The sequence below is a fragment of the Halobacteriovorax sp. JY17 genome (genome assembly GCF_002753895.1).
Lineage (GTDB): Bacteria > Bdellovibrionota > Bacteriovoracia > Bacteriovoracales > Bacteriovoracaceae > Halobacteriovorax.
On the sequence record NZ_NJER01000001.1, the window covers coordinates 1,026,816 to 1,049,811 of the forward strand.

At 37.2% G+C, this 22,996-nt stretch carries 18 protein-coding genes and 1 pseudogene; 9 read left to right on the forward strand and 10 right to left on the reverse strand.

The genetic code is table 11. From position 1 onward, the window contains the following. Positions 1 to 39: 39 nt before the first annotated feature. From CES88_RS04625 to CES88_RS04640, 4 genes are all read right to left on the reverse strand, one after another. Positions 40 to 570, reverse strand: coding sequence for an SWIB/MDM2 domain-containing protein (locus CES88_RS04625; protein ID WP_290731620.1), 531 nt, complete (start codon positions 568 to 570; stop codon positions 40 to 42). 151 nt (positions 571 to 721) lie between these two features. Next, positions 722 to 1,165, reverse strand: a complete 444-nt coding sequence (locus CES88_RS04630; RefSeq protein WP_290731622.1) for a hypothetical protein — start codon at positions 1,163 to 1,165, stop codon at positions 722 to 724. Positions 1,166 to 1,232: 67 nt separating this feature from the next. Beyond that, positions 1,233 to 1,538, reverse strand: coding sequence for a cytochrome c (locus tag CES88_RS04635; protein ID WP_290731623.1), 306 nt, complete (start codon positions 1,536 to 1,538; stop codon positions 1,233 to 1,235). 59 nt (positions 1,539 to 1,597) lie between these two features. Further along, a complete protein-coding gene (locus tag CES88_RS04640) occupies positions 1,598 to 2,266 on the reverse strand; it encodes a hypothetical protein (RefSeq protein ID WP_290731625.1) in 669 nt (222 codons plus the stop codon). A gap of 58 nt (positions 2,267 to 2,324) precedes the next feature. Here CES88_RS04640 and CES88_RS04645 point away from each other — a divergent pair, with 58 nt between their 5' ends. Then, positions 2,325 to 2,945 carry a hypothetical protein gene (locus CES88_RS04645; RefSeq protein ID WP_290731627.1) on the forward strand — a complete coding sequence of 207 codons (621 nt, stop codon included), beginning with the start codon at positions 2,325 to 2,327 and terminating at the stop codon, positions 2,943 to 2,945. Here CES88_RS04645 and CES88_RS04650 read toward each other — a convergent pair. Next, entirely contained in the window at positions 2,908 to 5,274 is a 2,367-nt protein-coding gene (locus tag CES88_RS04650) for a penicillin acylase family protein (RefSeq protein ID WP_290731630.1), read from the reverse strand. The genes CES88_RS04645 and CES88_RS04650 overlap by 38 nt on opposite strands. A 60-nt stretch (positions 5,275 to 5,334) precedes the next feature. Here CES88_RS04650 and CES88_RS04655 point away from each other — a divergent pair, with 60 nt between their 5' ends. Genes CES88_RS04655 through CES88_RS04665 form a run of 3 tightly spaced genes read left to right on the forward strand, consistent with a single transcriptional unit; the run spans position 5,335 to position 7,809 of the window. Further along, positions 5,335 to 6,012 (forward strand): heparan-alpha-glucosaminide N-acetyltransferase, encoded by a 678-nt coding sequence (locus tag CES88_RS04655; RefSeq protein WP_290731633.1) that lies wholly within the window; start codon positions 5,335 to 5,337, stop codon positions 6,010 to 6,012. A gap of 59 nt (positions 6,013 to 6,071) precedes the next feature. After that, positions 6,072 to 6,314: a hypothetical protein gene (locus CES88_RS04660; RefSeq protein ID WP_290731636.1), complete on the forward strand. Its 243-nt coding sequence runs from the start codon at positions 6,072 to 6,074 to the stop codon at positions 6,312 to 6,314. A gap of 16 nt (positions 6,315 to 6,330) precedes the next feature. Beyond that, entirely contained in the window at positions 6,331 to 7,809 is a 1,479-nt protein-coding gene (locus CES88_RS04665; RefSeq protein ID WP_290731639.1) for a carboxypeptidase M32, read from the forward strand. A gap of 32 nt (positions 7,810 to 7,841) precedes the next feature. Here the strand turns inward: CES88_RS04665 and CES88_RS04670 are convergent, their stop codons facing one another. Beyond that, entirely contained in the window at positions 7,842 to 8,102 is a 261-nt protein-coding gene (locus CES88_RS04670; RefSeq protein ID WP_290731642.1) for a hypothetical protein, read from the reverse strand. A gap of 378 nt (positions 8,103 to 8,480) precedes the next feature. On the opposite strand from CES88_RS04670, the gene CES88_RS04675 reads away from it, so the two are divergent. From CES88_RS04675 to CES88_RS04690, 4 genes are all read left to right on the forward strand, one after another. After that, positions 8,481 to 11,234 (forward strand): bifunctional aconitate hydratase 2/2-methylisocitrate dehydratase, encoded by a 2,754-nt coding sequence (locus CES88_RS04675; RefSeq protein WP_290731645.1) that lies wholly within the window; start codon positions 8,481 to 8,483, stop codon positions 11,232 to 11,234. Positions 11,235 to 11,541: 307 nt separating this feature from the next. Further along, complete coding sequence (locus tag CES88_RS04680; RefSeq protein WP_290731648.1) at positions 11,542 to 13,188, forward strand: cytochrome c biogenesis protein ResB; 1,647 nt, start codon at positions 11,542 to 11,544, stop codon at positions 13,186 to 13,188. A 14-nt stretch (positions 13,189 to 13,202) separates the two neighbouring features. Then, positions 13,203 to 14,747, forward strand: a complete 1,545-nt coding sequence (gene ccsA / locus CES88_RS04685) for a cytochrome c biogenesis protein CcsA (protein WP_290731652.1) — start codon at positions 13,203 to 13,205, stop codon at positions 14,745 to 14,747. After that, positions 14,740 to 16,365, forward strand: coding sequence for an ABC-F family ATP-binding cassette domain-containing protein (locus CES88_RS04690; RefSeq protein ID WP_290731655.1), 1,626 nt, complete (start codon positions 14,740 to 14,742; stop codon positions 16,363 to 16,365). Before ccsA ends, CES88_RS04690 begins: the two co-directional genes overlap by 8 nt. On the opposite strand, the gene CES88_RS04695 is transcribed toward CES88_RS04690, so the two are convergent. After that, entirely contained in the window at positions 16,362 to 17,603 is a 1,242-nt protein-coding gene (locus CES88_RS04695) for an aldo/keto reductase (RefSeq protein ID WP_290731658.1), read from the reverse strand. The two genes, CES88_RS04690 and CES88_RS04695, sit on opposite strands and share 4 nt — an antisense overlap. Positions 17,604 to 17,757: 154 nt before the next feature. Here CES88_RS04695 and CES88_RS04700 point away from each other — a divergent pair. Beyond that, a pseudogene (locus CES88_RS04700) lies at positions 17,758 to 18,429 on the forward strand (glycerophosphodiester phosphodiesterase family protein); the annotation flags it as partial. Between the two features lie 34 nt (positions 18,430 to 18,463). On the opposite strand, the gene CES88_RS04705 reads toward CES88_RS04700, so the two are convergent. The 3 genes from CES88_RS04705 to CES88_RS04715 all read right to left on the reverse strand — a co-directional run bounded on the left by CES88_RS04705 (position 18,464) and on the right by CES88_RS04715 (position 22,899). Next, positions 18,464 to 19,672, reverse strand: coding sequence for a hypothetical protein (locus CES88_RS04705; protein WP_290731661.1), 1,209 nt, complete (start codon positions 19,670 to 19,672; stop codon positions 18,464 to 18,466). 518 nt (positions 19,673 to 20,190) lie between these two features. Next, positions 20,191 to 20,940, reverse strand: a complete 750-nt coding sequence (locus CES88_RS04710; protein WP_290731664.1) for a DUF3050 domain-containing protein — start codon at positions 20,938 to 20,940, stop codon at positions 20,191 to 20,193. Positions 20,941 to 20,988: 48 nt separating this feature from the next. Beyond that, positions 20,989 to 22,899: a hypothetical protein gene (locus CES88_RS04715; RefSeq protein ID WP_290731667.1), complete on the reverse strand. Its 1,911-nt coding sequence runs from the start codon at positions 22,897 to 22,899 to the stop codon at positions 20,989 to 20,991. Positions 22,900 to 22,996 lie beyond the last annotated feature (97 nt).

The following is a 22,996-nucleotide window of genomic DNA, read 5'->3' on the forward strand; positions in this document are numbered from 1 at the left end:
CGAAGATAGGCCTTACTAATTATAATTTAAATATTTTAATTAGCTAAGGTGCTTACCAAGAATACCTGCAAGCTCGAACATAGTTACTTCTTTCTTTCCGAAAACTTTCTTTAAGTTATCATCAGCAAGAATATTTCTCTTGTTCTTTGGGTTTTGAAGGTTGTGCTTCTTGATGTATTCCCAAATTTTCTTAACAGCTTCAGTTCTTGGAACTGCTTTGTCACCGATAACTACTGAAAGTTCAGCAGATGGCTTCATCGCTTTCATGAATGCCGCGTTTGGCTTTCTCTTAGTTTTTGCTTTTTTTGGAGCAGCTTTCTTAGCCGCTTTCTTTGGTGCAGCTTTCTTAGTTGCTTTCTTAGCTACTACTTTCTTAGTCGCTTTCTTAGCTACTACTTTCTTAGTTGCTTTCTTCGCTACTTTTTTCTTAGTTGCTTTCTTTGCTACTGCTTTCTTAGTTGCTTTCTTCGCTACTGTCTTCTTAGTTGCTTTCTTCGCCACTGTCTTCTTAGTTGCTTTCTTCGCCACTGCTTTTTTAGTTGCTTTCTTAGCTACTTTCTTCTTTGCCATAACATCCTCCAGAATACAAAATGACATTTATCCAATTTAAATTTAACTTATCTAATAGTCTAATCGAAAGAATACAAAAACACTTGAGTTTTTTTCACTTTTTATTACTTTTTTTTCATAGGGAAAAAAGGCCCAGAAGAGGGCCCAGAGGTTACTTAATATCTTTAATCCACTCGACGACTTGACCATTCTCGCCTAGCCGCTTACTTGTCTTCACGTAGCCGTGACTCTCATTGAGTGAATACATTCTAAAATTATCAATAGAGCAGTAGTGGATAATTTGCTTAACCTTCAACTCTTTGGCCTGTTTTTCAAAGAAGTCTTTAATCTTGTGAGAGAACCCACTACCTTGGTGAGACAGCTTAATAGACGTATTCTTAGAGAATAGACAACGATCTTCTAACTTGTAGAATAGTGCTGCTATAACTTCCCCGTTATATTCCACTCCGTAGAGATTCCACCCATCTTTCACTTCTTTTTTAATTTCGTCGTAATTCCAGTTGAAACCTGGAGAATCTGAAAATGCATCTAGATTGTAATCATAGATCATTTTAATATCTTTTGAGTTATTAGCTTTTACAAAATCTAGACTCATAGCAATCCTTCGCTTTAATGAAATAGAGGTTAAATCCAACCTCTATTATAGCTAAATTGATTAATTTTTACTTTAATGTACTAATAAATGCCGCTAGGTCTTCAATATCGGCATCTGAAAGCTTCTTAATGAATGGTAGCATAGTTGGATTCTTTCTCTCTATACCGGCCTTAAATTGCTTTATAGAGCTGATGATGTACCAATCATGTTGACCAGCAATCCTTGGGGCTTTCATTGCTTCATTACCTTCACCATTGGCACCGTGGCACTGAATACAAGTCTTATAAAGAGTTTGACCTCTGGCCGCGTCTGCAGCAAAAGTTTGAGTTGATACTAAAGCGAAAAGGGCAACCACTGCCAATATTGTTTTCATTGCACTCCCAAAATACAAAAAATTAAGATGTAATACATTGAATATTAACGATTATCGAGCTACTCGGCAACCAAATTTATATTTTCACTCTTAATAACGCTACGAACCAACCCCTCTAGTGAGTCTAAAAATACCTTCGATAAAGTATTTGGGGCCAGCTTTACATGATTTATACTAGAGCGAAACTCCACAAAGAATGCATCATCCTCTAACTGAATGAGCTCTATCTCCATACTTTCCTCTAGAAAGTACTCGTTCATATTTATTTTCAAAGTGAAGAAATCAGAAATGGCCTTTATTTTATCCACATAAGAGGATTCTTCTGAAACTTCCCAGAAGTCGACATCCTTTCTAATCTCGCTTTCAAAAACCGAGGAGATCAGCAATTCTCTAAAGGAATCTACAAAAGCTCCAGGAAAAGGGCTTTCTCCCATTGCTGGAATATGGTTCTGATCCCTAAGAAAGCTCTCCACTTCCCTAGCGGTAATCGATTTCATTCGCTTAGTATCTGCGTTTTTGAGTAAAGTACAAAGAGCAAATAAGATCCCATTCTCTATTCGCTCACTTTCCACCGTATAGGAGATTTCCTTCAATTGCCCTCTGTTGGCCGTGAAATAGAAAGTGGCCTTGAATTGGTCCGCTTCCACACTGAAGTGAGATTCACCTTTATTTCCCACAAAGTCGTGGGCCTTAGAAAATTTAATAATCCGACTTGAAAAACTTTCCAATTAGTCATTCCTCTTTTAGAGTCAAAATAGATTTGAATATATTTATACTGAAAGAGCAATGAAGACAAATACTCTCCCAAATTATCTCCTAGAGTCCAAAGAAATAAATATCATTGGACCATGTGCAATTGAAGAAGGGCTTATCGACCTAACTCTTCCCTCTTTGATTATAGACGGAGGACTTAACCACGGCCTTTCATTTGAGCGTTCCTTCTCTGTTGGAGATGGAGATAGCTCTGATACTTCCTTAGACATCACTCTTCCAAGAGACAAGGACCAGAGTGATCTCGCCTATGCTCTTAATCTTCTAGGTGAGAATATAAAGTGCATCAATCTCTATGGATTCTTGGGAGGAAGACGCGATCATGAGTTCATTAATATTGGAGAGGTCTATAATTTCTGTGAAAGATTTGAAGCTATTGCAAGATTTCAAAGAGAAATTTACCTTCTTCCAAAGGGAGCTCACTGCTTAGAAATAATTGGAGAATTCTCCATTATGTCTCTTCGGCAGTCTTTAATATCGATTGGCGGACAGGCAAAGTACTGCCTAGAAGAGAGTTCCCCTCTAGGGCCACTCTCTAGCCACGGACTGAGTAATATTGGAAAGGGAGAAATCACTCTTTCGAGCAATACTCCCCTAATTATTTATACTCAGGAACAATCTCTAATCTTGCTTTAGAAAATTTCTCTAGTAAGTCATCTGACATTATTTGTAAGCGGTACTTTCCAGAGAGAAATCTCTCCATTTGATTCTTAAAGAAGGGGCTCAAATAGTGTCCAGAAATCCCTAGCGGCAAAATACCGTAGCTCTTTTCAGGCCCTGAGAAATCAATAATCCTTCTAGTACTAGGCCCACTCTTCACCTTATGCCCATCGAGACAACCGACTTTTCTAAAATTATTAATATTATTATAGGCCCCCATGACAGGGTAAGGACCTAGGTTTAAGAGCTTATTTAGCGGAAAACTCTTCCCAAGAGAATGGGCAAATTCAATTGTATGCAACTTCCCCCAGCTCCATTCCTTAACTTCATTGCCAAGTTCTTTATTTAGGAATTTAACAGTATCTTTAAAACTTTTTAAGACAACACTCTTTCTATCTTCAACTTCAGAAGTCTCTTTCATATCCCACCAAATGGCCTTCTCTCTCTTAAGCATACGCCCAAGGAAGTACCATCTCGCAGAAAGTCCGCAGAATTGATTTCTCTCTTCTTCTCCAAGTTCATCAATTAGGTTCATTGTTAGGTGATAAATAAATTGATGATAGATAGAAGCGCCAACGCGATTAGGAAAAGTCTGTCTATCCCAATCTTTTAGAGCATTAAAGGCTTCCTGCTCTTGCTTACCAAGAGAAACGGTAGAGAGATCTGAAACGAGAAGGTCGCGAATCCATTCATTTTCATTATTTAAAACACTGGTCTGCAAGAGCATTGTATCGCCAATAGACCAATCATTTTTTAAAAGTAATCTCGAATAGAGGGTAATAAAGCGGTCTCTTGGTTGCCACATACCTCTAAAGTTCTCATTGGCAGTGATAGGCCTATTATTGGCCGAGGCCACGAAACCGCTCTCGGGATTAATATTGTGGGGCATTTCTTCAAATTTATAATAACCTTTATAAGCATCGTTCTTTGTCGCTCCATCAAGAACAACACGACTGTCGCTGAAGTCATTTCTCTTTGGATAACGTCCAAGATTTAATCTCGCAATATTATCTTCAGCGTCGGCGTAGATGATATTTAGTCCAGGTGACCCTACTAATGAGACGCCTTTTTTAAATTCTTCAAACGAATTAGCGCGCCCCATTTTATAAAACCCTTGGATAGGATGATTATTTTCTAAGAAGTAAGTCCACTTCATAGAAATTCCCTTATCCCCAATGAGCTCATCGAGAATTGGACCATTGTGACTTATATGAACTGGAAGCTGAATATCCTCTCCTCCACGAACCTTAATCACTTCAGAAATTCTTCTAAGTGGGATCTCCTCACCTTCAAATATTGTTTCATTCCCGCTCTCAGAAAATGTCTCTTTATAAAAGTCCATATCATCTAGGTAGGAAATAGTTATTCCCCACCCCTTCTTCTTGTCGTGGGCCATCACTGCGAAGGGAATATTTGGAAGAAAGTGACCGTAAATTTCAAAGGGTTCCGCTGGGTCCTCTACTTTTAAATGGGCTTCAAACCAGATGCCAGGAAGTGAGTAGCCGATATGAGGATCGCTGGCCAGCATGGCCCTCTTGCTCTTTGTCTTCGTAGAGTTTAGGGCCCAAGCATTGGAGCCTTCAAAACCGCCGAAGGTATTATTTAAGTCTTCAAATGCTTTAAAGATATTCTTAAGCTCCCTGTGAACACTAGCAGTCATGACCGTATTCTTATGGGGCTCAATTTGTAAATCATTCCACATCTCATCACTTAGAGAACTCTTTAATTTGTCCATTAATAAATCGTGACGAAGAAATGCCGCAAAGGAATAGGCCATATAACCAACAACTGCGTAAGAGTCATAGATAGTAAATTTCTCTGGTTTAAAGCCTCCAAGAACAAACTCAATTGGAAGATTTTCGTTTTCGACAAAGAAGTTTACTCCTGCAAAGAAGCTCTCCATTTTATCTTGCATTTCTTTTGGAAGGCCTTCTCTTTTAATTTTTTCAACAAAGTGTCGTCTAAGTCCAAGAGTTCTAAAAGTCTTATCAATCTCAAGTCCCTTCTTTCCAATAATTTCACTAAGAGTTCCTGAGCCTACTCGTCTAAGCATTTCCATTTGAAAGAGCCTTTCACTGGCCATTAGATATCCAAGAACTTTATAGGCATCGTCAGCGTTCTTTGCCTTAATATGGGGAATCCCTTCATTATCTCGAATAACTTCTGCCTTCTCTTTTAAAATGGACATTTCAAGAACCCCGTCCCCGTAAGGAATCGTTCTATTTAGAAAGTAAAAGAGAGTCGTTAGTATGATGGCAAATATGAGAGGTAGCGTATAAATTAATTTCTTTAAGTACTTTTTCATTTTCTTATTTATTTTCTCCATCAGCTTTAATTTTCTACAAATATCTCGTAGAATTATCAAATGAGAAAAAGGTTTCCTTTAATTGACCAAATTCGTGGTTTTGCTATTGTTCTAATGATCATATTTCATTTTTTTTATGACTTAAAGGTATTTGGTTATAATAATATTAATTTCAGTAGAGATTTCTTTTGGTTTGAACTCCCAAGAGTAATTGTTTTTCTCTTCTTGCTAGCAATGGGGCTCTCGCTGCCCCTCATTCACAGCGAAAAAGTTAATTGGAAGAAATTTTGGCCAAGATGGATTAAAATTGCTCTCGGAGCACTTGCAATCTCAATCTATACCTACTTTATGTTTAAAAGTTCTTGGGTTTACTTCGGAACCCTACACTGTATCGCCTTAGCATCTCTTGTTTCACTTCCTTTCATAAGAATTCCAAGAATCTCTGCAATAATAGGACTAATACTAATTTCTTTAAAATTATTCTTTAATATCACTCTTCCTTGGCTTGAACTTAGTCATGCGAGCATGGACTATATTCCTCTCTTCCCTTGGATTGGATGCGTTTTCATGGGCTTTGGACTTTGGAGCCTTGGATTTCATCAATTAAACCCATTTAAGTCAAAACTCTTTCTTCCTCTTGAAAAAATGGGACAACACTCGCTACTGATCTACATTATTCATCAACCCATTCTCTATGGAGCAGTCTACCTCTTCACTTACTTCTTCAAAAATAGCTAAACTTTGTCAAATATGCTAAGAAATAGAAATCGTTAAGAGAGATCACTTCAAGGATAAGCATGAGCGACGAGCGCGACGAAGTTTCAAAAGATTTAATATTATCTGAGCAATTACAAGTTTTTGATGTTGTGGAAGCTTATTGCGATATCTGCGGTGATTTAACTCAACACCTCATTGATGAATCAAAGAATTACAATGAAGATGATGAAGTCTCACCTGATGCGATTTTCACTCCAGCCCTCTCAACACAAGAGTGTGTGATCTGCCGTGAGAATGAAGAAAATGAGCTAGGTAATTTCTAAAGAGAATGGAGAAAGAATGAATTCATATAATGAACTAAAGAAAGTAAATGAGAAGATTCATAATCTAGGACATCTAGGGGCCATCACAAGTTGGGATCAACAAACCATGATGCCTTCAGGTTCAAATGAAGCAAGATCAAAGGCCATGGCCGAGTTCACTGTTCTCATGCACCAATTATCCACAGATCCTAAAATTGCGGACCTCTTAGCAGAAGCTTCATCTGAAGATTTAAACGAAACTGAAAAGGCTTCTTTAAGAGAAATGAAGAGAAGCTATGACTTATCTACCGTTGTACCTGAAGACCTAGTAAAGGCAAAATCTCTTGCGGGCTCAAAGTGCGAGCATGCATGGAGAGAGCAAAGACCTAATAATGACTGGAAGGAATTCTTAAATAATTTTGAAGAAGTTTTAAAGCTCTCAAGAGAAGAAGCGAGTATAAGATCAAGTAAGTTGGGACTAACTCCTTACGACTCTCTAGTTGATCTCTATGAGCCGGGCATGACGACAGAGAAACTTGATAAAATCTTTTCTGATGTTAGAGGTTGGTTACCATCTCTTATTGAAAGTATTGTAGAAAAACAAAAATCTATAAATATCTTTGAACCTAAAGGTCCTTTCAGTGTAGAAAAGCAAAAAGAGCTTGGCCTAAAAGTTATGGCAAAGCTTGGTTTTGACTTCACAAGAGGAAGAGTAGATATAAGCTCGCACCCATTTTGCGGTGGAGTTCCAGAAGATATCCGAATGACCACGAGATATGATGAGTCTGACTTCGTTCAATCTCTTATGGGAATAGTTCACGAAACAGGACACGCCCGCTACGAACAAAATCTTCCAAAAGAATTTCTAGGACTCCCTGCGGGAACTGCTCGTTCAATGGGAATTCATGAAAGCCAGAGTTTATTCTTTGAAATGCAAATGGGAAGAGGAAGACCATTTCTTGAGTCTATTCACAAAGATATTATTGCGGCCTTTGGTGATAGTGAAGAATTTAAAATTGATAATCTGGTGAGCATTTATAACCGTGTAGAACCAGGCTTCATAAGAGTTGATGCTGATGAAGTGACTTACCCAGCCCATGTTATGCTCCGCTATGAAATAGAGAGAGATTTAATAAATGGAAAACTAGAGGCCAGAGACATTCCTGAAGTTTGGGATGAGAAAATGAAAATGTACCTAGGACTTGATACAAGAGGAAATTATAGACAAGGGGCCATGCAAGATATTCACTGGACCGATGGCTCTTTTGGATACTTCCCGTCTTATACACTAGGGGCAATGTACGCGGCTCAACAATTCGCAACTGTTGAAAAGTTACATCCAAATGTAAATGAGTCTATTGCTAACGGTGATTACTCGCAGGCCTTCTCCTGGCTAAGAGAAAATATTTGGCAAAAAGCGAGTCTACTATCGACTGATGAACTTATTAAGAAAGCAACTGGCGAATCTTTAAATCCAGAATTTCTTAAGAAGCATTTGATGAAGCGTTACCTATAAGGTTTATTAAAGTAGATTTTGAACCCCGTCAGCTATTGATGGGGTATTTTTTCTAACTTCTCTCTCTTTGAATAATAAATTTTGTCTAGAGGAGCAATGATCACAATAGAAACAACTATACTAAAAGCTACAACGATATTTTCTGAAAAATAATCTGAATTAAGCCTTAATAAACCAAACGTAAAAAGCGCCACAACTACAACCATTGAAATCCATATGGCCATATACTCTAGTAAAGCGCCCTTAAGTATTGAAGTCTTCTTACAACTTGGACAAGTATGTTTACCAAACATAGAAGTTAAGTACCTCTTCCAAGTTAATACAAAATTATGACTACAGTACGGGCATATCACTTTATTCTCACTCTATTCAACTAATATATAAATAGTAATTAATTATACATAACATCATTTTACAAGTAACGACTGCGTGAGACGAGGAACTATCAATTGCCCAAATTTAGCATTGCCTACTTTCGAAAGTCCTTTTCTCAACTTTAGAATACTGCACAAAAGCATAAGAAGTACCGAATTTAAGCAAATATACTTTCTCTTACATTAGTTCCATTAAATTCCTATTTATGACCTGTAATGAATATGTTAGCATTCTGCCTATATATCCATTGTAAATTTATTGAAAATACGGCGCTATGCCCAATAACAGGAAAATGCATGAGTCTCTACACAGATTATTTGAAAGAAATTGAACAAAGAAAAACAGAGGGTCTTCACCCACTACCAATTGACGGAGCAGAACTGACGGCAGAAATTATTTCTCAAATTAAGGACGCTGGACATGAGCACCGAGAGGGATCTTTAAATTTCTTTATCTATAATACTCTACCAGGAACAACTGCTGCTGCTGAAGTTAAAGCAAACTTTCTAAAAGAAGTTATTCTTGGGCAATCTATCCTCGCAGAAATCACTCCGGCCTTCGCATTCGAACTCCTATCCCATATGAAAGGTGGTAAGTCTGTTGAAGTGCTCATTGATCTTGCTCTTGGAGACGATCAAGCAATTGCACAAGAAGCAGGAGAAGTACTTAAGACGCAAGTATTCCTATACCATGCCGATACAACTAGATTAGAAAATGCTTTCAAGTCAGGAAATGCTATCGCTAAAGATATTCTTGAAAGTTACGCAAAAGCTGAATTCTTCACAAAACTTCCAGAAGTTGAAGAAGAGATAAAGCTAGTTACATATGTTGCAGGAACAGGAGATATTTCAACAGACCTTCTCTCTCCAGGTAACCAAGCTCACTCTCGTTCAGACCGTGAACTTCATGGAAAGTGTCTAATCACTCCAGAAGCACAACAGGAAATTGAAGAACTTAAAAAAGCTCATCCAGATAAGAGAGTAATGCTAATTGCAGAAAAAGGAACAATGGGTGTTGGCTCTTCTAGAATGTCTGGGGTTAATAACGTTGCTCTATGGACTGGAAAGCAAGCTTCTCCCTATGTCCCATTCATCAATATTGCCCCTGTAGTTGCAGGAACAAATGGGATTGCACCTATCTTCCTAACAACTGTTGATGTGACAGGAGGTATTGGAATTGATCTTAAAAACTGGAAGAAGAAACTAGACGCTTCTGGTAACACAATTCTTGATAAAAATGGTGACCCTGAACTTGAAGAAGTATACTCAGTTGCCACCGGAACTATTCTTACAATTAATACTAAGAAGAAGAAGTTATACAATGGTGATAAAGAACTCATCGATATATCAGCTTCTTTAACACCACAAAAACTTGAGTTCATGAAAGCTGGTGGATCATACGCTGTTGTATTTGGAAAAAAACTCCAAACACTTGCTTGTGAAGTCTTAGGACAAGAAGTTAAATCAGCGTACGCACCTTCTAAAGAGATCTCCCATGAAGGACAAGGTCTAACAGCTGTAGAGAAAATTTTTAATAAGAACCTATTAGGAGGCTCAGGGAAAACTCTACATGCAGGATCAAATGTGAGAGTTCAGGTTAATATTGTTGGTTCACAAGACACTACGGGGCTAATGACTTCTCAGGAACTAGAGTCTATGGCCGCAACAATCATTGCACCAACCCTAGATGCTGGTTACCAATCAGGATGTCACACGGCTTCTGTATGGGATGCAAAAGCACAAGCAAATATTCCAAGACTGATGAACTTCATGAATAAGTTTGGTCTAATCACAGCAAGAGATCCTCAGAAAAAGTACCCGGCAATGACAGACGTTATTCACAAAGTACTTAATGATATAACAGTTGATGATTGGGATATCACAATTGGCGGTGACTCACATACAAGAATGTCAAAAGGTGTTGCCTTCGGTGCTGACTCAGGAACAGTTGCTCTCGCACTTGCAACTGGAGAGGCGACGATGCCAATTCCACAATCAGTAAAAGTATCTTTCAAAGGTGTTCTTAAAGATCATATGGACTTCCGTGATGTTGTTCACGCGACACAAGCGCAAATGTTAAAACAATTTGGAGATAATATTTTCCAAGGGAAAATTATCGAAGTTCACTTAGGAACACTTCTAGCTGACCAAGCATTTGTGTTTACAGACTGGACTGCGGAAATGAAGGCCAAGGCATCAATCTGTATTTCTGAAAATGCGACACTGATCGAATCTCTTGAGATTTCAAAATCAAGAATCCAGACGATGATCGAAAAAGGAATGGATAACGATCTAAAAGTTCTCCAAGGTCTAGTTGATAAAGCAAATAAGAGAATTGAAGAAATTAAATCTGGTTCGAACCCAGCCCTTACTCCAGATGCAACAGCAAAATACTCTGCCGAATTCACTGTTGATCTAGATCAAATTGTTGAACCAATGATTGCTGATCCAGATGTAAATAATGAGGACGTATCTAAGAGATATACACACGATACAATTAGACCAATTTCATTTTATAAAGGTGAAAGAAAGGTTGATCTAGGCTTTATCGGATCGTGCATGGTTCATAAAGGAGATCTTCAAATTCTGGCAAAAATGCTTAAGAATATTGAAGAGCAAAATGGTAAAGTTGAGTTTAAAGCACCACTCGTCGTTGCTCCACCAACTTACAATATCATTGATGAATTAAAGGCAGAAGGAGACTGGCAAACACTAACTAAGTATGCTGGATTTGAATTTGATGACACTAATCCAAAAGCTGAAGCTCGTCTTAAATATGACAATACATTGTACCTAGAAAGACCTGGTTGTAACCTTTGCATGGGTAACCAAGAGAAGGCAGAAAAAGGTGATACAGTTATGGCAACATCGACTCGTTTATTTCAAGGAAGAGTTGTTGAAGATAGTGATGAAAAGAAAGGTGAATCACTTCTAGCATCAACTCCTGTGGTTGTTCTATCTACAATTCTTGGAAGAACACCAAATATGGATGAGTATAAAGCCGCTGTTAAAGGAATCAACTTAACAAGCTATGCGCCTCCAATAAAGTAATTACCTAATTTATGACCTCTGCATTTTCTCTAAATGTAGAGGTCATAATATTGAAATCTTTCTCAAATCATTCATCAAAATATATTGACCAAAGTCGCTCACTAAAAATGCATAGCACCATAATCATGGGTCTCTTATTCCCATCTCTACTAGTTTTCAACTATATAAGTAATTAATCTTAAATATGTACTCGTTTTAAAGCTTATTCTGAAAACTTTTGTTTACCCGTTTCAAATTGCTAGAGTATCCCCGCCGTGATAGTAAGGATGAATAAAAATAATAGGTTAATTATACTAGAAGGTTAAAGATGTCTTTTGATTTTCAAAAGAAACTAGAGAAAACTGAACGCTTCCTCGGTGGCTTAAAATTCGCAGTTATTGTTATCACCCTCTTCTCAATATTCATGATTGTTGGAACCTTCTTTGAAAGTTACTACGGCACTGATTTCGTCAATAGAACAATCTATAAGCGCTTTCCTTTTATGGCCGTTCAACTTGGTATTTTTGTCAGTGTCTTCTTTGCCATGCTTTTAAGGCTTCCTCCAAAGAAGCGTCTCTATGGATTCTACGGTATTCACACAGGTCTTATTATGATCGGTTGTGGTTCATTTATCACTTGGTTCTCAGGTGTTGATGGAACACTTTCTCTCGATCCAAATACGCCCGCAAGAAAAGTAATCCTCACTGAAGATATCCTGAGAATTATTTATCACGACGATGGAAAGACAGTTACCAGAAAACTTCCCTACGTCGCTCTAAAAACTAATATAGACGACAAGTATGAGAATATTACTCTGGAAGACTTCTATCCATTTGCAGACAAAGAACTTTACTGGAGAAGTGGAAATAATCCGTATTCTTTAAATGCGAGTATTCATTCTTCAACTTATATACTGTCAAATCCTAATGTAACTCAAGAGTTCACTCTCTCTCTTCACCCAGAGGCAGTTGAGTTTGAAGCGTCAACGAGACTTGGATTATTAAATGTCACTTATCTCCCAAAGAATTTATCTAATTGCTTTGGTGAAAATAATAAGAGTGGCTACATTGTATGGAATAGCAAAGAGAGCACTTGTTTTACTCCTGAAGCGGAGAAAATTGATATTCGAAAGACTAGCGAAGGAAATAAGTTCTTTGTAGTTAAAGAACAGGGAAAGATTTATTCTTTCTTCCCTGACTTTAATCCATGGCCTGTAGATGAGAATTTAGAAGTCATTAAAGATTCTCACCTTCGTGTCTTTAGTAAGAAATTATTTGAAGAAAAGCCAAACCTCTTTCTCTTTGGAAGAAGTGCCTCTTTCTTTGAAGATGGTAAGTGGACGATTCATAATCTTGAAAAGAAGTCAGATATTGTTGAGCTTCCTTGGATGGGACTAGAGCTTATTCTAAAGAAGCACGATGCTACAAAATTTCCAACTTTTAGGCCTGTGGCCACTATGCCAATTCAATCCAATGGAACTTTAATTAAGGGACAAACAAAGGCCTTAAAAATAAATGTTCTAGGAAAAGAGTATTGGGTCTTAGATGATCGCCCAGTCACTCTTAGAGTAAATGGAAAGAAGGTGTCCTTTGTTCTAGATAAAGAAATCCTTACTCTTCCATTTGAATTTGTTCTAACAAACTTCAAAATGGACAAAGACCCAGGAACAAATAAGCCTGCCAGTTATGAATCATTTGTGAAGTTATTCGCTGATAGTGGTCCAAGTGATCATCATATCTTTATGAATAATCCTCTAAAACATGCTGGGTTCACTTTTTATCAGGCAAGTTATCATCAAGACCCTGAGACGGGTGCTTATAGCTCAACATTGAGTGTAAACGTCGATCAAGGTCGACCTCTTAAATACCTTGGTTCCCTTCTCTTAGTTTTTGGGGCCATCGCTCACTACCTTCTAAATAAGAAGAAGGTAAAGAAATCTGATAGTGCAGATATTTTAAAACTAGAGAAAGACTAGACGGAGAATAAATAATGAAGACAGTATTAAGTCTATTGCTACTACTTGTATCAATGAATTCATTTTCAATGGATTTACACTTTTGTGATCAATCTCTCGAGTCTCTACCGATAAGGCAGGACGGAAGAATAAAGCCTCTTAAAGTTCACGCAAGTGAGATGCTAAAGTATTTAACAGGGAAAACGAAGTACGAGAAATTATCTTCTACTATAACTTTCTGTTTAGTTTCTTTAAAGGGTATGGGAATACCTACTGAAGTAGACCTTAAAACAAATATTGAGCACGTCGATTTAATTAAGACTCTTGAACTTAAAGATGGTGAGCACAGAGTAAGCTTCGATAAACTAGAAGAAGAAATGGCGATCATTAGAAGTGAGTGGCAAAAAGCTGACGAACACGGAAGCTATAAGAAGTCTCTGGCGACCCTGCTCAATAAGATCAATCTCTATAAAGATATTAAGACTGCAAATAATTGGCTTGTTCCAATTGTTAACTCTAAAGATGATGTTGTCTGGGTCCCTGTTGGCGCATACCTTACAGAAGATAAAGTCGTCGCCGCAAGAGCAAGTAGTGAGAGACCATTTTTAAAAGTTCTAAAAGACTCTGAAGAGCAATATGAAAAGATTGTAGATAGAGACTTCTTAATTGAACTTACTTATGTGAATATGCAACTACCTGTCGTAGCACTGATTCTAACTTTCTGCGGTCTTATAACAATAACTCTTTTTAGAAAATTTAAAATCGCTCTAGCGTTTGCAGTTCTAACTGTTATTGTACAAACGGCGATTCTCGCTTTTAGAGTTCATATTTCAGGAAGAGCACCAATTACAAATATGTATGAAACGGTCTTATTCTCTGGATATGGTTCACTCATCCTTGCTCTTATCATTGGGCATTTTAAGAAAGAGAAAATCTATGTCTTTGTAGGACTTGCCTACAATGTTTGTACACTACTTATGTTAAATTTTGCGGGAGGAATGCTTTCAAGCTCTATCTCCCCTCTCGTTCCCGTTCTTAGAGATAACTTCTGGCTCTCTACTCACGTGACGACGATTATTCTCTCCTATGGAGCCCTCGCCCTTAGTTGGGTTTTGGCCAACACAGTTCTCATTAGAAAGAGATTCTTCTTCATGAGTCCTGCTGACGAGAGATACTATAGTGATCTTATCTACACTTGCCTAAAATACGGAACAGTTATGCTTGCGGCAGGAATTATTCTTGGTGGCGTTTGGGCCGATTACTCTTGGGGAAGATTCTGGGGATGGGACCCAAAAGAGACTTGGTCGCTCATTGTTCTTTGTCTCTACATGGCCATTCTTCATGGGAAGTATACAAACTGGATACCAAATCATAGATTTTTCCTACTCGTTGCCGCGGCATTTATGAGTGTGATGATGGCATGGTTTGGAGTCAATTATATTCTGGCCACAGGACTTCACTCTTATGGATTTAGTGAAGGTGGAGCGATCTTCCTAGGATCATTCTTTGCTATTCAAACATTACTGCTGATTTTAACATACTCAAACTTTGGTCCAAAGGATAACGGAACTCATGCTTAATATTGCAAACGTCTCAAAGAACCAAGGTGGAGAACCTTTATACACAAAGGTAAACTTTCAGATTAATCCTGGAGAGAAAGTTGGATTAGTAGGACCAAATGGTGCTGGAAAGTCTACTCTCTTTAGAATGATCATCGGCGAAGATAGACCTGATGAGGGGCAAATTTCTGTTCCTGAAAGACTTAGAATTTCTTATTTCTCACAAAATGTTGGAGAGATGAAGGGCCGAACAGCTCTAGAAGAAGTTGTCGAAGGTGATGAGAAAATTTCTGAGATGAAAGTAAAGCTCAGAGAATTTGAAGAAAAACTCTGCGATCCTGATCTAGATCCAGATGAGATGAATAAGATCTTAGATCGAATGGGAGAAGTCCAAACTAACTTTGAAAAAGTTGGTGGCTACGACCTAGAAACGAGAGCAGAAGAAATTCTCTCAGGACTTGGAATTCACGCTGAAGACCATCACAAGAATGTGGGAGACTTCAGTGGTGGGTGGAAGATGAGAATCGCTCTGGCCAAAGTTCTAGTAACAAACCCAGACCTTATTATTATGGATGAGCCTACCAACTACCTAGATATGGAAACTATTCTTTGGCTAGAAGAGTGGCTTAGAAATTATAAAGGCTCAGTGTTCATGACGACGCACGATAGGGACTTTATGAATAATGTCGTTAAGAAAATTGTCGAAATCAATCATAAGAGAGTAACTACCTATAGTGGCGACTACGACTTCTACGTAAGAGAGAGCAAGATCAGGCTCGATCAATTAAAGTCAGAGCATAAGAGACAGCAGGACATGCTTGCAAAAGAAGAAGACTTCATTGCAAAGTTTAAGGCCCGTGCTTCCCATGCCGCCCAAGTTCAATCTCGTGTTAAGAAGATTGAAAAAATTGAAAGAATTGAACTTCCACCTGAAGAAGAAAGCATTAGCTTTGATTTCCCTAAACCTCCAAGGGGAAGTGATGATGTGGTTGTCATTAAAGATCTTGCAAAGTCTTGGAAGAATTCAAGCGGAGAAGATTTAAGTGTATTTAGTGGATTGACTTCAACAATTACGAGACTCCAAAAAATTGCAGTTGTTGGTGTGAATGGTGCAGGAAAATCAACTCTCCTAAAGTGTATTTGCGGACAAACGGAGCCAACAAGTGGAGAGGTCAGACTAGGTCCAAGTGTTAATCTTGGTTACTTTAGTCAATTCTCTCTTGATGTTTTAAAAGCAGAGAATAGTGTCTTAGATGAACTCCAATCTAATCTCCAGGGAGCAAGTGATGGCTACCTAAGAAATCTCTTAGCGGCCTTCCTCTTTAGAGGAGACGATGTTCATAAGAAAATTAAGCATCTCTCAGGTGGAGAAAAAAGTCGTTTAGTTCTCGCTGTTATTTTTTCTACGAATAATAACCTACTCGTTCTCGATGAGCCTACTAACCACTTGGATATAGCTTCTAGAGAAGTGTTAATGACTGCCCTAAAAAAATATGAAGGAACTGTCATTTTCGTATCCCATGATAGACACTTTCTACATGAGCTTACTGACCAAGTTCTAGAAGTTGATAAAGGCGGAGTTAGACTCTACCCTGGAAATTATAAGTACTACTTAGATAAGAAGGCATCTCTCTCTTAAAAGAGATGCTCCAATTGATCGACATAGAGAGTGTCTTTCATTCCGACTAGAACATAGTCTATTTCATAATTAAGATACTTCTCTATCAAACGTACTTGTAGAGGAGTATCCCCCGCTTCAATTAGTCCCGCACTTATTGCTTGTTGCTCAAAATCTTTTGCTACTTCACTCATATTATGACGTGCATAGTTTAGAGAAACGTCATAGAGATCATAGAAAGGCGTACTATCTTTTGCAGAAAGATCTCCTCCCCAAACCTTGGCCACAAATGGAAAGAAGTGAGAAAAATAGACTTGGTCTACTCCATCAGGTGTTCTTGTATTATTCCAAAGATCATTAAATTGCTTTATGAGCGGTAAGTTATAAATAGACTCTTCTGGCTCTTCTTCTTTGAATTTCTTTTCAAGAATCATCATAGCGTTTACAAAAACTTTCTGCGCCACTGACTCATCAACTAAAGGATGGGTTTTATCATAAGTCGCAAGACGAACAAGCCCTTCACCTTTAAAAGCATTAAGAGGTCTATTGACCATGACTGTGAGATCAAATCCCTTTGCCTTATTAAGTAAGCTCAATCCGTCGTACCACGATTCAAGAGCGTCTATTTCAATCATATTAAAAGGAAATTGAATGTGAGTGAAGTGATGAGTAGAGCTTACACTCTGAGCGCACTCCATAACCCTTTCAATATGAGTCACTTTCTTATCCTCAGGAGAGAGGATAAAATTATTAGAGCTAATTCCATAAGAACTAATGAGTCCCTCACTAACCAGTGCTTCTAGCTCGAAGAAGGCCTTCTCAATTCTCTTATAATATTCTTCCTGAGTAGCTCCTTCCTCATAGAAGTAGTATTCAGGATTATGAAGTAGATAGACATCAATCTTCTCAACTTCTAATCTCGAAAGAGAGAGCTGAACCTGATTTCTTATAAAGTCAGGGTGAATAGAGTGCCAAAGGTTATCACTGACCTTAACTAGATCATCCTTAGCCTGCCCTATACTATTGAGCTCATTCATCACACTAATATTTTCACCTTGGATATATCCAACCTTAGAAACAAGAATTGGAGTTCTCTGCGCTTTCTTTAGTACTTGAGCAATAAGTTTCTCACTTTCACCACCAGTATAATTTGAAGAAGTATCAATTAACGTACAGCCTTTATTAACCGCAGAAAGAAGAGCATCGTAGTGATCTGTAGAATGATTGCTTACTCTATAAGCTCCAAAGGCGACTGGCATATATTTCCTCCAATAAAATTATTTCACTAACTCTTTCGAAAATATCCGATACAATGGTATAGGAGTATTTATGAAGATTTTTGTATTATTGATTTTAGCATCAATTAGCGCAACATTAAACGCTAAACCTTTCTGCATTTAACATAGAGGTGTCACAGAAAACTCTATTGAGAACTCACTATCTTCTATTGAAAAGGCCATTGAGGTCCAAAGCGATGGTGTTGAATTTGATATTCACCACACAAGAGATGGAATTGCCATACTAATGCATGATGAAAATCTAGAAAGAGTATCAAAATCTAAAGAGGGAATGAATTGTCCTCTTCAAACAGAAGTGAAATATCTTACTTTCTCAGAAATCAAAGCGAACTGCGAATTACAAAATGGTGAAGAAATCCCTACCCTTGAAGAAGTTTTAAGAATTCTCGAAACAGAAGAGCTCTTCACTTTCTTAGAAGTCAAAGATATTCCAAATGCAAGAACAGTTGCTCTTATTGAGAAGTATAATAATCAAAAGCCAGAACTGCTTAGAGTTATCTCTTTTGAGTCTAAGGCATTAAAGGTTTTTAAAAAGAAGAGAAAGAATTCAGATTTTTGGAATGAAGTTGATCTAATGAGAGTCTATAAATTTCTTCCGATATCTTTTTCTGACTACGGTATTGATATCTACTACAAGACAAGATTTATGGCCTGGTTACCAAGACTTTTTGGAAAAGAAATTGGAGTTTGGACAGTTGATTCAGACAAAGACCTAAGAAAGGTATTAAAGAGAAAGATTAAATTTGTCACAACTAATAATGTAGAAAGATGTATGGAATTAAAATAAGCTAGGCACTTTCATACCTAGCTTATCAATATAATTATTCGAGGATTAATGTTCTATCAAAAGGATTTAAGTATTGCTTCTTAAGTTCTAATTGCATTTCTCTATTGCTTTCAACTTCAAAGTGAGCAAATAAAGCTCCTTCAGTAATTTTCTGATTTTCATAGAAAGACTTCATGTAATTTGAAGCAAGTCCTTTAATAAAATCTGGAATTGGAAGAAAACTTACTCCAAGACCAGCTAATTGAAGAATCATTCTCTTTCTTCTAACTTTTGAAGGATTAGACATTACATAGGCAACCGCTGGCTTAGAATTGAACATTGAATCGTTGTTTACTAAGTTTACAATTTGCTCTTCCCCGTCAGCAACAACTTCTTGGAAAGCAAAGTTAATTCTTGTATCAATAGAAGAATATCTTCCTCTATTTGCTCTTAACTTAGAAGTTGCCATTCTAAAGTTTCCAAAGAATTTATTTGTTCCGTAAGTATGCCAATTACCTGCTGCCGCATCAGACTCCCACTTTGCATACCAAGGAATTTGAGACTCATAGATTGAAGAGAAGATTTCATCTGCTTCGCTCTTTGTAAATCCTAACTCTCCTTCAGGGAAAAGTTCTAGATAATGAAGAAGCATATTTTGATGATAGAGTCTTCTCTCTCTAACCATTCTCTCAACTTCAACTAGTACATAGCTTGCTGTATTTAAAACAGGAATTGAACTAAGTCTCTTCTTTGCAAAATTTAGCGCCCAAGTAACAACTTGATAAGTTACGTGTCTCTTATAAAAGAAGCGAGAATTATCAGGCTTAGCAATTATTGATGGATCAAGATATGAGATCGCATCAGAGAGCTTCTTCTCATAAGTTGAGATTACATTCTTAAATTCTGGAGAATTAAAAACTGCATCTACATCAATTTGCTCTAAAGCTCTCATTGAACTTACAACATAAGCAATATTTTCAGATGATTTATCACCCTTCATTACAGCATCAGGCATAAGCAGCTCTTCAATCTCTGCATCATAGTCACCCTTTTGCTTCATTAGGGCCTGCTCTAACTTTAAATTTTCTTTGATTTGTTGTAGATATGGAGCAATTGAAAAAGCGACTCTAAGCCCTGGCTCTTTAACAGAAATAACTCTACCTTGGTCATCTCTTACAATTTTAAATCTCTTTTCAAACGTAGCAGATGCAAATATCTGAGACGAAAATAGCACTACTGCTAAAAGACATGAAATCTTTTTCATTATTAATCCTCCTGATAAAAATGAATTTCTTTTATTCTAAGTCGAAGTCGGATTTCATACTAGGAATACATTCCCCTTGTAAGAAAAGAATAGATTAACCGAGAGCTACGATCGGATAAAAATGAGTATCGCCAAGTATCGTAGAAACTTCCCTAGAGTCATAAAGAAGAGAAAGGATTTCAGAGGAGTTTTCATAAGACCAAAGTAAACGGCAATTGGATCACCAATAATTGGTAACCAACAAAAAAAAGCGGGCCACCCACCATAGGACTCAAGTTTTATTTTATACTTTAGAATGCTGTCCATTTGAATCTTGAAATACTTTGAAAGCCATTCCCACTTTCCAAGTCTCCCTAGTATATAGCAGCTTAGTCCTCCAAGAGAGTTTCCAAAAGTTGCGACAACAAGAGCGAGGGCAATATCATCAAAAGATTCTAAGCTAGTAATATAGGCGAAGTGAAACTCTGAACTTATAGGAAGAATAGTTGCGGCTAAGAAGCTGGAAAGAAATAGGGAGGCTAGTTGTAGGCTAATGGAGACTCGCTAGATAATTCTCTTAAAACTCCGTCCCATAGTTTTACACGAAGTTCTAAGGACTGCTTTCCAATTTCATAGGCAGCCGCTAATTTCTTCTCGTCACCACCACAAAGCTCCTCTAGGCATTTCTTTGCCAATATAGAGTGCTCATCACCATCAAGTTCAATATGTCTTTCAATATAGTAGATAAGTGTTGGGCAATTTATCTCTTCATTTTTGATATAGCTTAAAAGGCCTGTGAACATATCAGGAATTAGCTTCTCTCTTCCAAAGAAGAAAGCCGCTGCAACTTTATGGGGTTCATTTCCAAGTGCTAAATTCAAATTAAAAGACACAAAGGACTTAACTTCACTTGGAAGATCATTCATTTCATAATTTTCTAGGAAATCCCTAATTGCTAAAGTACTTGCCCCAACCTCTTCCATCGCTGATAGATAGAGAGAAAAGTGATCGCAAGCTCTTCCCTCTTTATCAAGATCACTTTCTTCACCAAGGACGATCTCATTAACCATGCGAACAATTTCTTTAGAATATTTTGAAGGACGCCAAGGAACTTCAACACATGTGATTTCTCTTTGGAGTGATTTTAATAGAGACATAAAGTCCCAAACAGCAAAGACATGATACTGCATAAAAACTTTCAGAGAATCTATATCTTCAATTTTCTTATAAACAAGATGATCTTCTAGAGAACTATGCAGGGCGTCTATTTCTTTTAGGAGGTTTTTCATAAGAACTTAAATACCAAAGAACAGATCTTTGGTACATGAAAAAATATTCTAGTCTTTTAGTTTCCGAGAAAATTCAAGGCTTGTATTATCCTTCTCAGGCTTATCAGAGGGCTCCTCTACTTCATTCATTGACTCAAGAGTCTCTTCCGTAGACTTTTCTCCGCTTGATATTTTCTCTTCTAGAATAGACTCATTAAGGTGTTTAAAATCTTCTAATTCTTTATCTCTCTTTTGATTTAAGTCTTCAAAGAAGGTTTCATTAACAAATTTTCTAATACCTTTCTTGTCAATTTCATCAACAGAGTGAATAAATCCTTTATAAATAAAATTAGGCCCATCTTTTTGATAGTAATTTCCATCCGTCGGAACAAGAGTTATGGCGCACTTTAATGGCATCGAGACTCTATAAGTTGTAGGCGAAAGCTCTCTCTCAGAAACAAAAGTAATTTCTGTTTCAGAGATAGTAATAACCTCAATATCATGAGTAATAGAGAGAAAACTTAAATCATCACGCTTACTTACATAGTAGCGCTTCTCTTCAAAGTCAGCTTTGGTTAATCTTCCATACTTCTTTGGATCTTTTTGTCTTAGAGAAGCGATCTTCGCCTCAACTTTTGCGTTATATTTATCTTCCTGCTTCCTTTCAAAGAGTTCGGCCATCTTTAAAATATAATCGAGATCCATATGTCCTTTATGACTAATGATCAAAGGATACTCATAAGTATCTTGCAAAGATTTTGAAGAAAAATTCAAACAATTAAATACTATAATAAAAGGGGTATAATTCTCAGTATTCTTAACTCTTTTAACAAGTCTTCCTAAGTGATTCAAAGAATTTGTTTCACGCTCTTTCAACTCTTCTTCAAGAGCTTCCTTCTCTACTAAGGTGAGGTTAGGATTATTAAACTTCATAAGAAAAGTCTTCGAAATTAAATTCATTCCTATTAGATGTGGAAATACTTTTTGAAGAGAGCTAAGATCCTCAGTCAAGACAGTCTGAAGCCTAATAGTATAAGGAAATTGATCAAGTGATGTCTTAACAGAATCTAAGAAATTCATCTCTCCATCGACTATGAGAATTTTCGTCTTCTTAGGTTTGGAAAATGTTATCTTATCATCAAGCCAAGCAAGATGTTTCTTCTTACAAACACGTAACTCATCGGCATGCTCACCTTGCCTAATCTTTAAATCATTTTGCAGCTCAAGAAGCCTATTTTTCTTTGCCTGTTCATCTTCTAGAGAGTTTGCCATCTCAAGATCAGACTCTGCAATAACAGGATCACTTACAAACTTAATCCCAAGCTCATAAGCGTAATCATAATCGTAGTAGAGATCACTAGTAACAACATTATTTACAATAAATTGGTTTGATGGAATCGTCTCCCTTGGAAAGGAAGTTTTAACTTCAAGCTGATCCCCTTTCGACTGAGAAAAGTTTCCTTCGGCCCGTATATACTCAGGAGTAATATAACCTATTCTAAAATCATTAATTAAACTTGCCTCTACAGGAGTTTTAAACTTACCTTTGGCAAATGTTGGCTTGGCCACCTGCTTTTCAAATGCCAGATACATTGGATGATAAATCACATCATGAATTTCACCGCACTTCACATGAGTGAAGTCCACACCAGAAGCTGAACACTCTCTCAGATACTTCTTACTATCAACAAGACCTACAATAGGAACTGTATCAAGTGTAGAAAGTCTCTTAAGCTGCCTAGAAAGTTTTAGAAAACATTTCGTGTTAACAGAAAAATCTATATAAATAATCTTAGGGTTTAATTTTAAGATATCAACGAGTAAATGAAGGTAACCATTTTCATCGGGAGAGAAACTGATAACCATAGAGAAATTCAAAGCTTCGTACTTTTGCTTAAAACGCTGCTCTAATGAATGGAAGTAGCCCTTATCATTTCCGCAATATACGATAATATTTGAATTCTTCTTTATTTCCGCCATCTTACCTCTTAAATAAAATTATACGAGGTAATTTCATTCAAAACAAGTCCTATAGTCGACAATAAATTATCTATTAATTTCAATTAGTTACAATGAG

Bases quoted from the DNA above. Each gene is read 5' to 3' on its own strand.
- CES88_RS04705 (WP_290731661.1), bottom strand. From the start codon at position 19,672: ATGAAAAAGATTTCATGTCTTTTAGCAGTAGTGCTATTTTCGTCTCAG.
- CES88_RS04625 (WP_290731620.1), bottom strand. From the start codon at position 570: ATGGCAAAGAAGAAAGTAGCTAAGAAAGCAACTAAAAAAGCAGTGGCG.
- CES88_RS04660 (WP_290731636.1), top strand. From the start codon at position 6,072: ATGAGCGACGAGCGCGACGAAGTTTCAAAAGATTTAATATTATCTGAG.
- ccsA (WP_290731652.1), top strand. From the start codon at position 13,203: ATGAAGACAGTATTAAGTCTATTGCTACTACTTGTATCAATGAATTCA.
- CES88_RS04675 (WP_290731645.1), top strand. From the start codon at position 8,481: ATGAGTCTCTACACAGATTATTTGAAAGAAATTGAACAAAGAAAAACA.
- CES88_RS04665 (WP_290731639.1), top strand. From the start codon at position 6,331: ATGAATTCATATAATGAACTAAAGAAAGTAAATGAGAAGATTCATAAT.
- CES88_RS04655 (WP_290731633.1), top strand. From the start codon at position 5,335: ATGAGAAAAAGGTTTCCTTTAATTGACCAAATTCGTGGTTTTGCTATT.
- CES88_RS04710 (WP_290731664.1), bottom strand. From the start codon at position 20,940: ATGAAAAACCTCCTAAAAGAAATAGACGCCCTGCATAGTTCTCTAGAA.
- CES88_RS04650 (WP_290731630.1), bottom strand. From the start codon at position 5,274: ATGAAAAAGTACTTAAAGAAATTAATTTATACGCTACCTCTCATATTT.
- CES88_RS04680 (WP_290731648.1), top strand. From the start codon at position 11,542: ATGTCTTTTGATTTTCAAAAGAAACTAGAGAAAACTGAACGCTTCCTC.
- CES88_RS04645 (WP_290731627.1), top strand. From the start codon at position 2,325: ATGAAGACAAATACTCTCCCAAATTATCTCCTAGAGTCCAAAGAAATA.
- CES88_RS04635 (WP_290731623.1), bottom strand. From the start codon at position 1,538: ATGAAAACAATATTGGCAGTGGTTGCCCTTTTCGCTTTAGTATCAACT.
- CES88_RS04630 (WP_290731622.1), bottom strand. From the start codon at position 1,165: ATGAGTCTAGATTTTGTAAAAGCTAATAACTCAAAAGATATTAAAATG.
- CES88_RS04690 (WP_290731655.1), top strand. From the start codon at position 14,740: ATGCTTAATATTGCAAACGTCTCAAAGAACCAAGGTGGAGAACCTTTA.
- CES88_RS04695 (WP_290731658.1), bottom strand. From the start codon at position 17,603: ATGCCAGTCGCCTTTGGAGCTTATAGAGTAAGCAATCATTCTACAGAT.
- CES88_RS04670 (WP_290731642.1), bottom strand. From the start codon at position 8,102: ATGTTTGGTAAACATACTTGTCCAAGTTGTAAGAAGACTTCAATACTT.
- CES88_RS04715 (WP_290731667.1), bottom strand. From the start codon at position 22,899: ATGGCGGAAATAAAGAAGAATTCAAATATTATCGTATATTGCGGAAAT.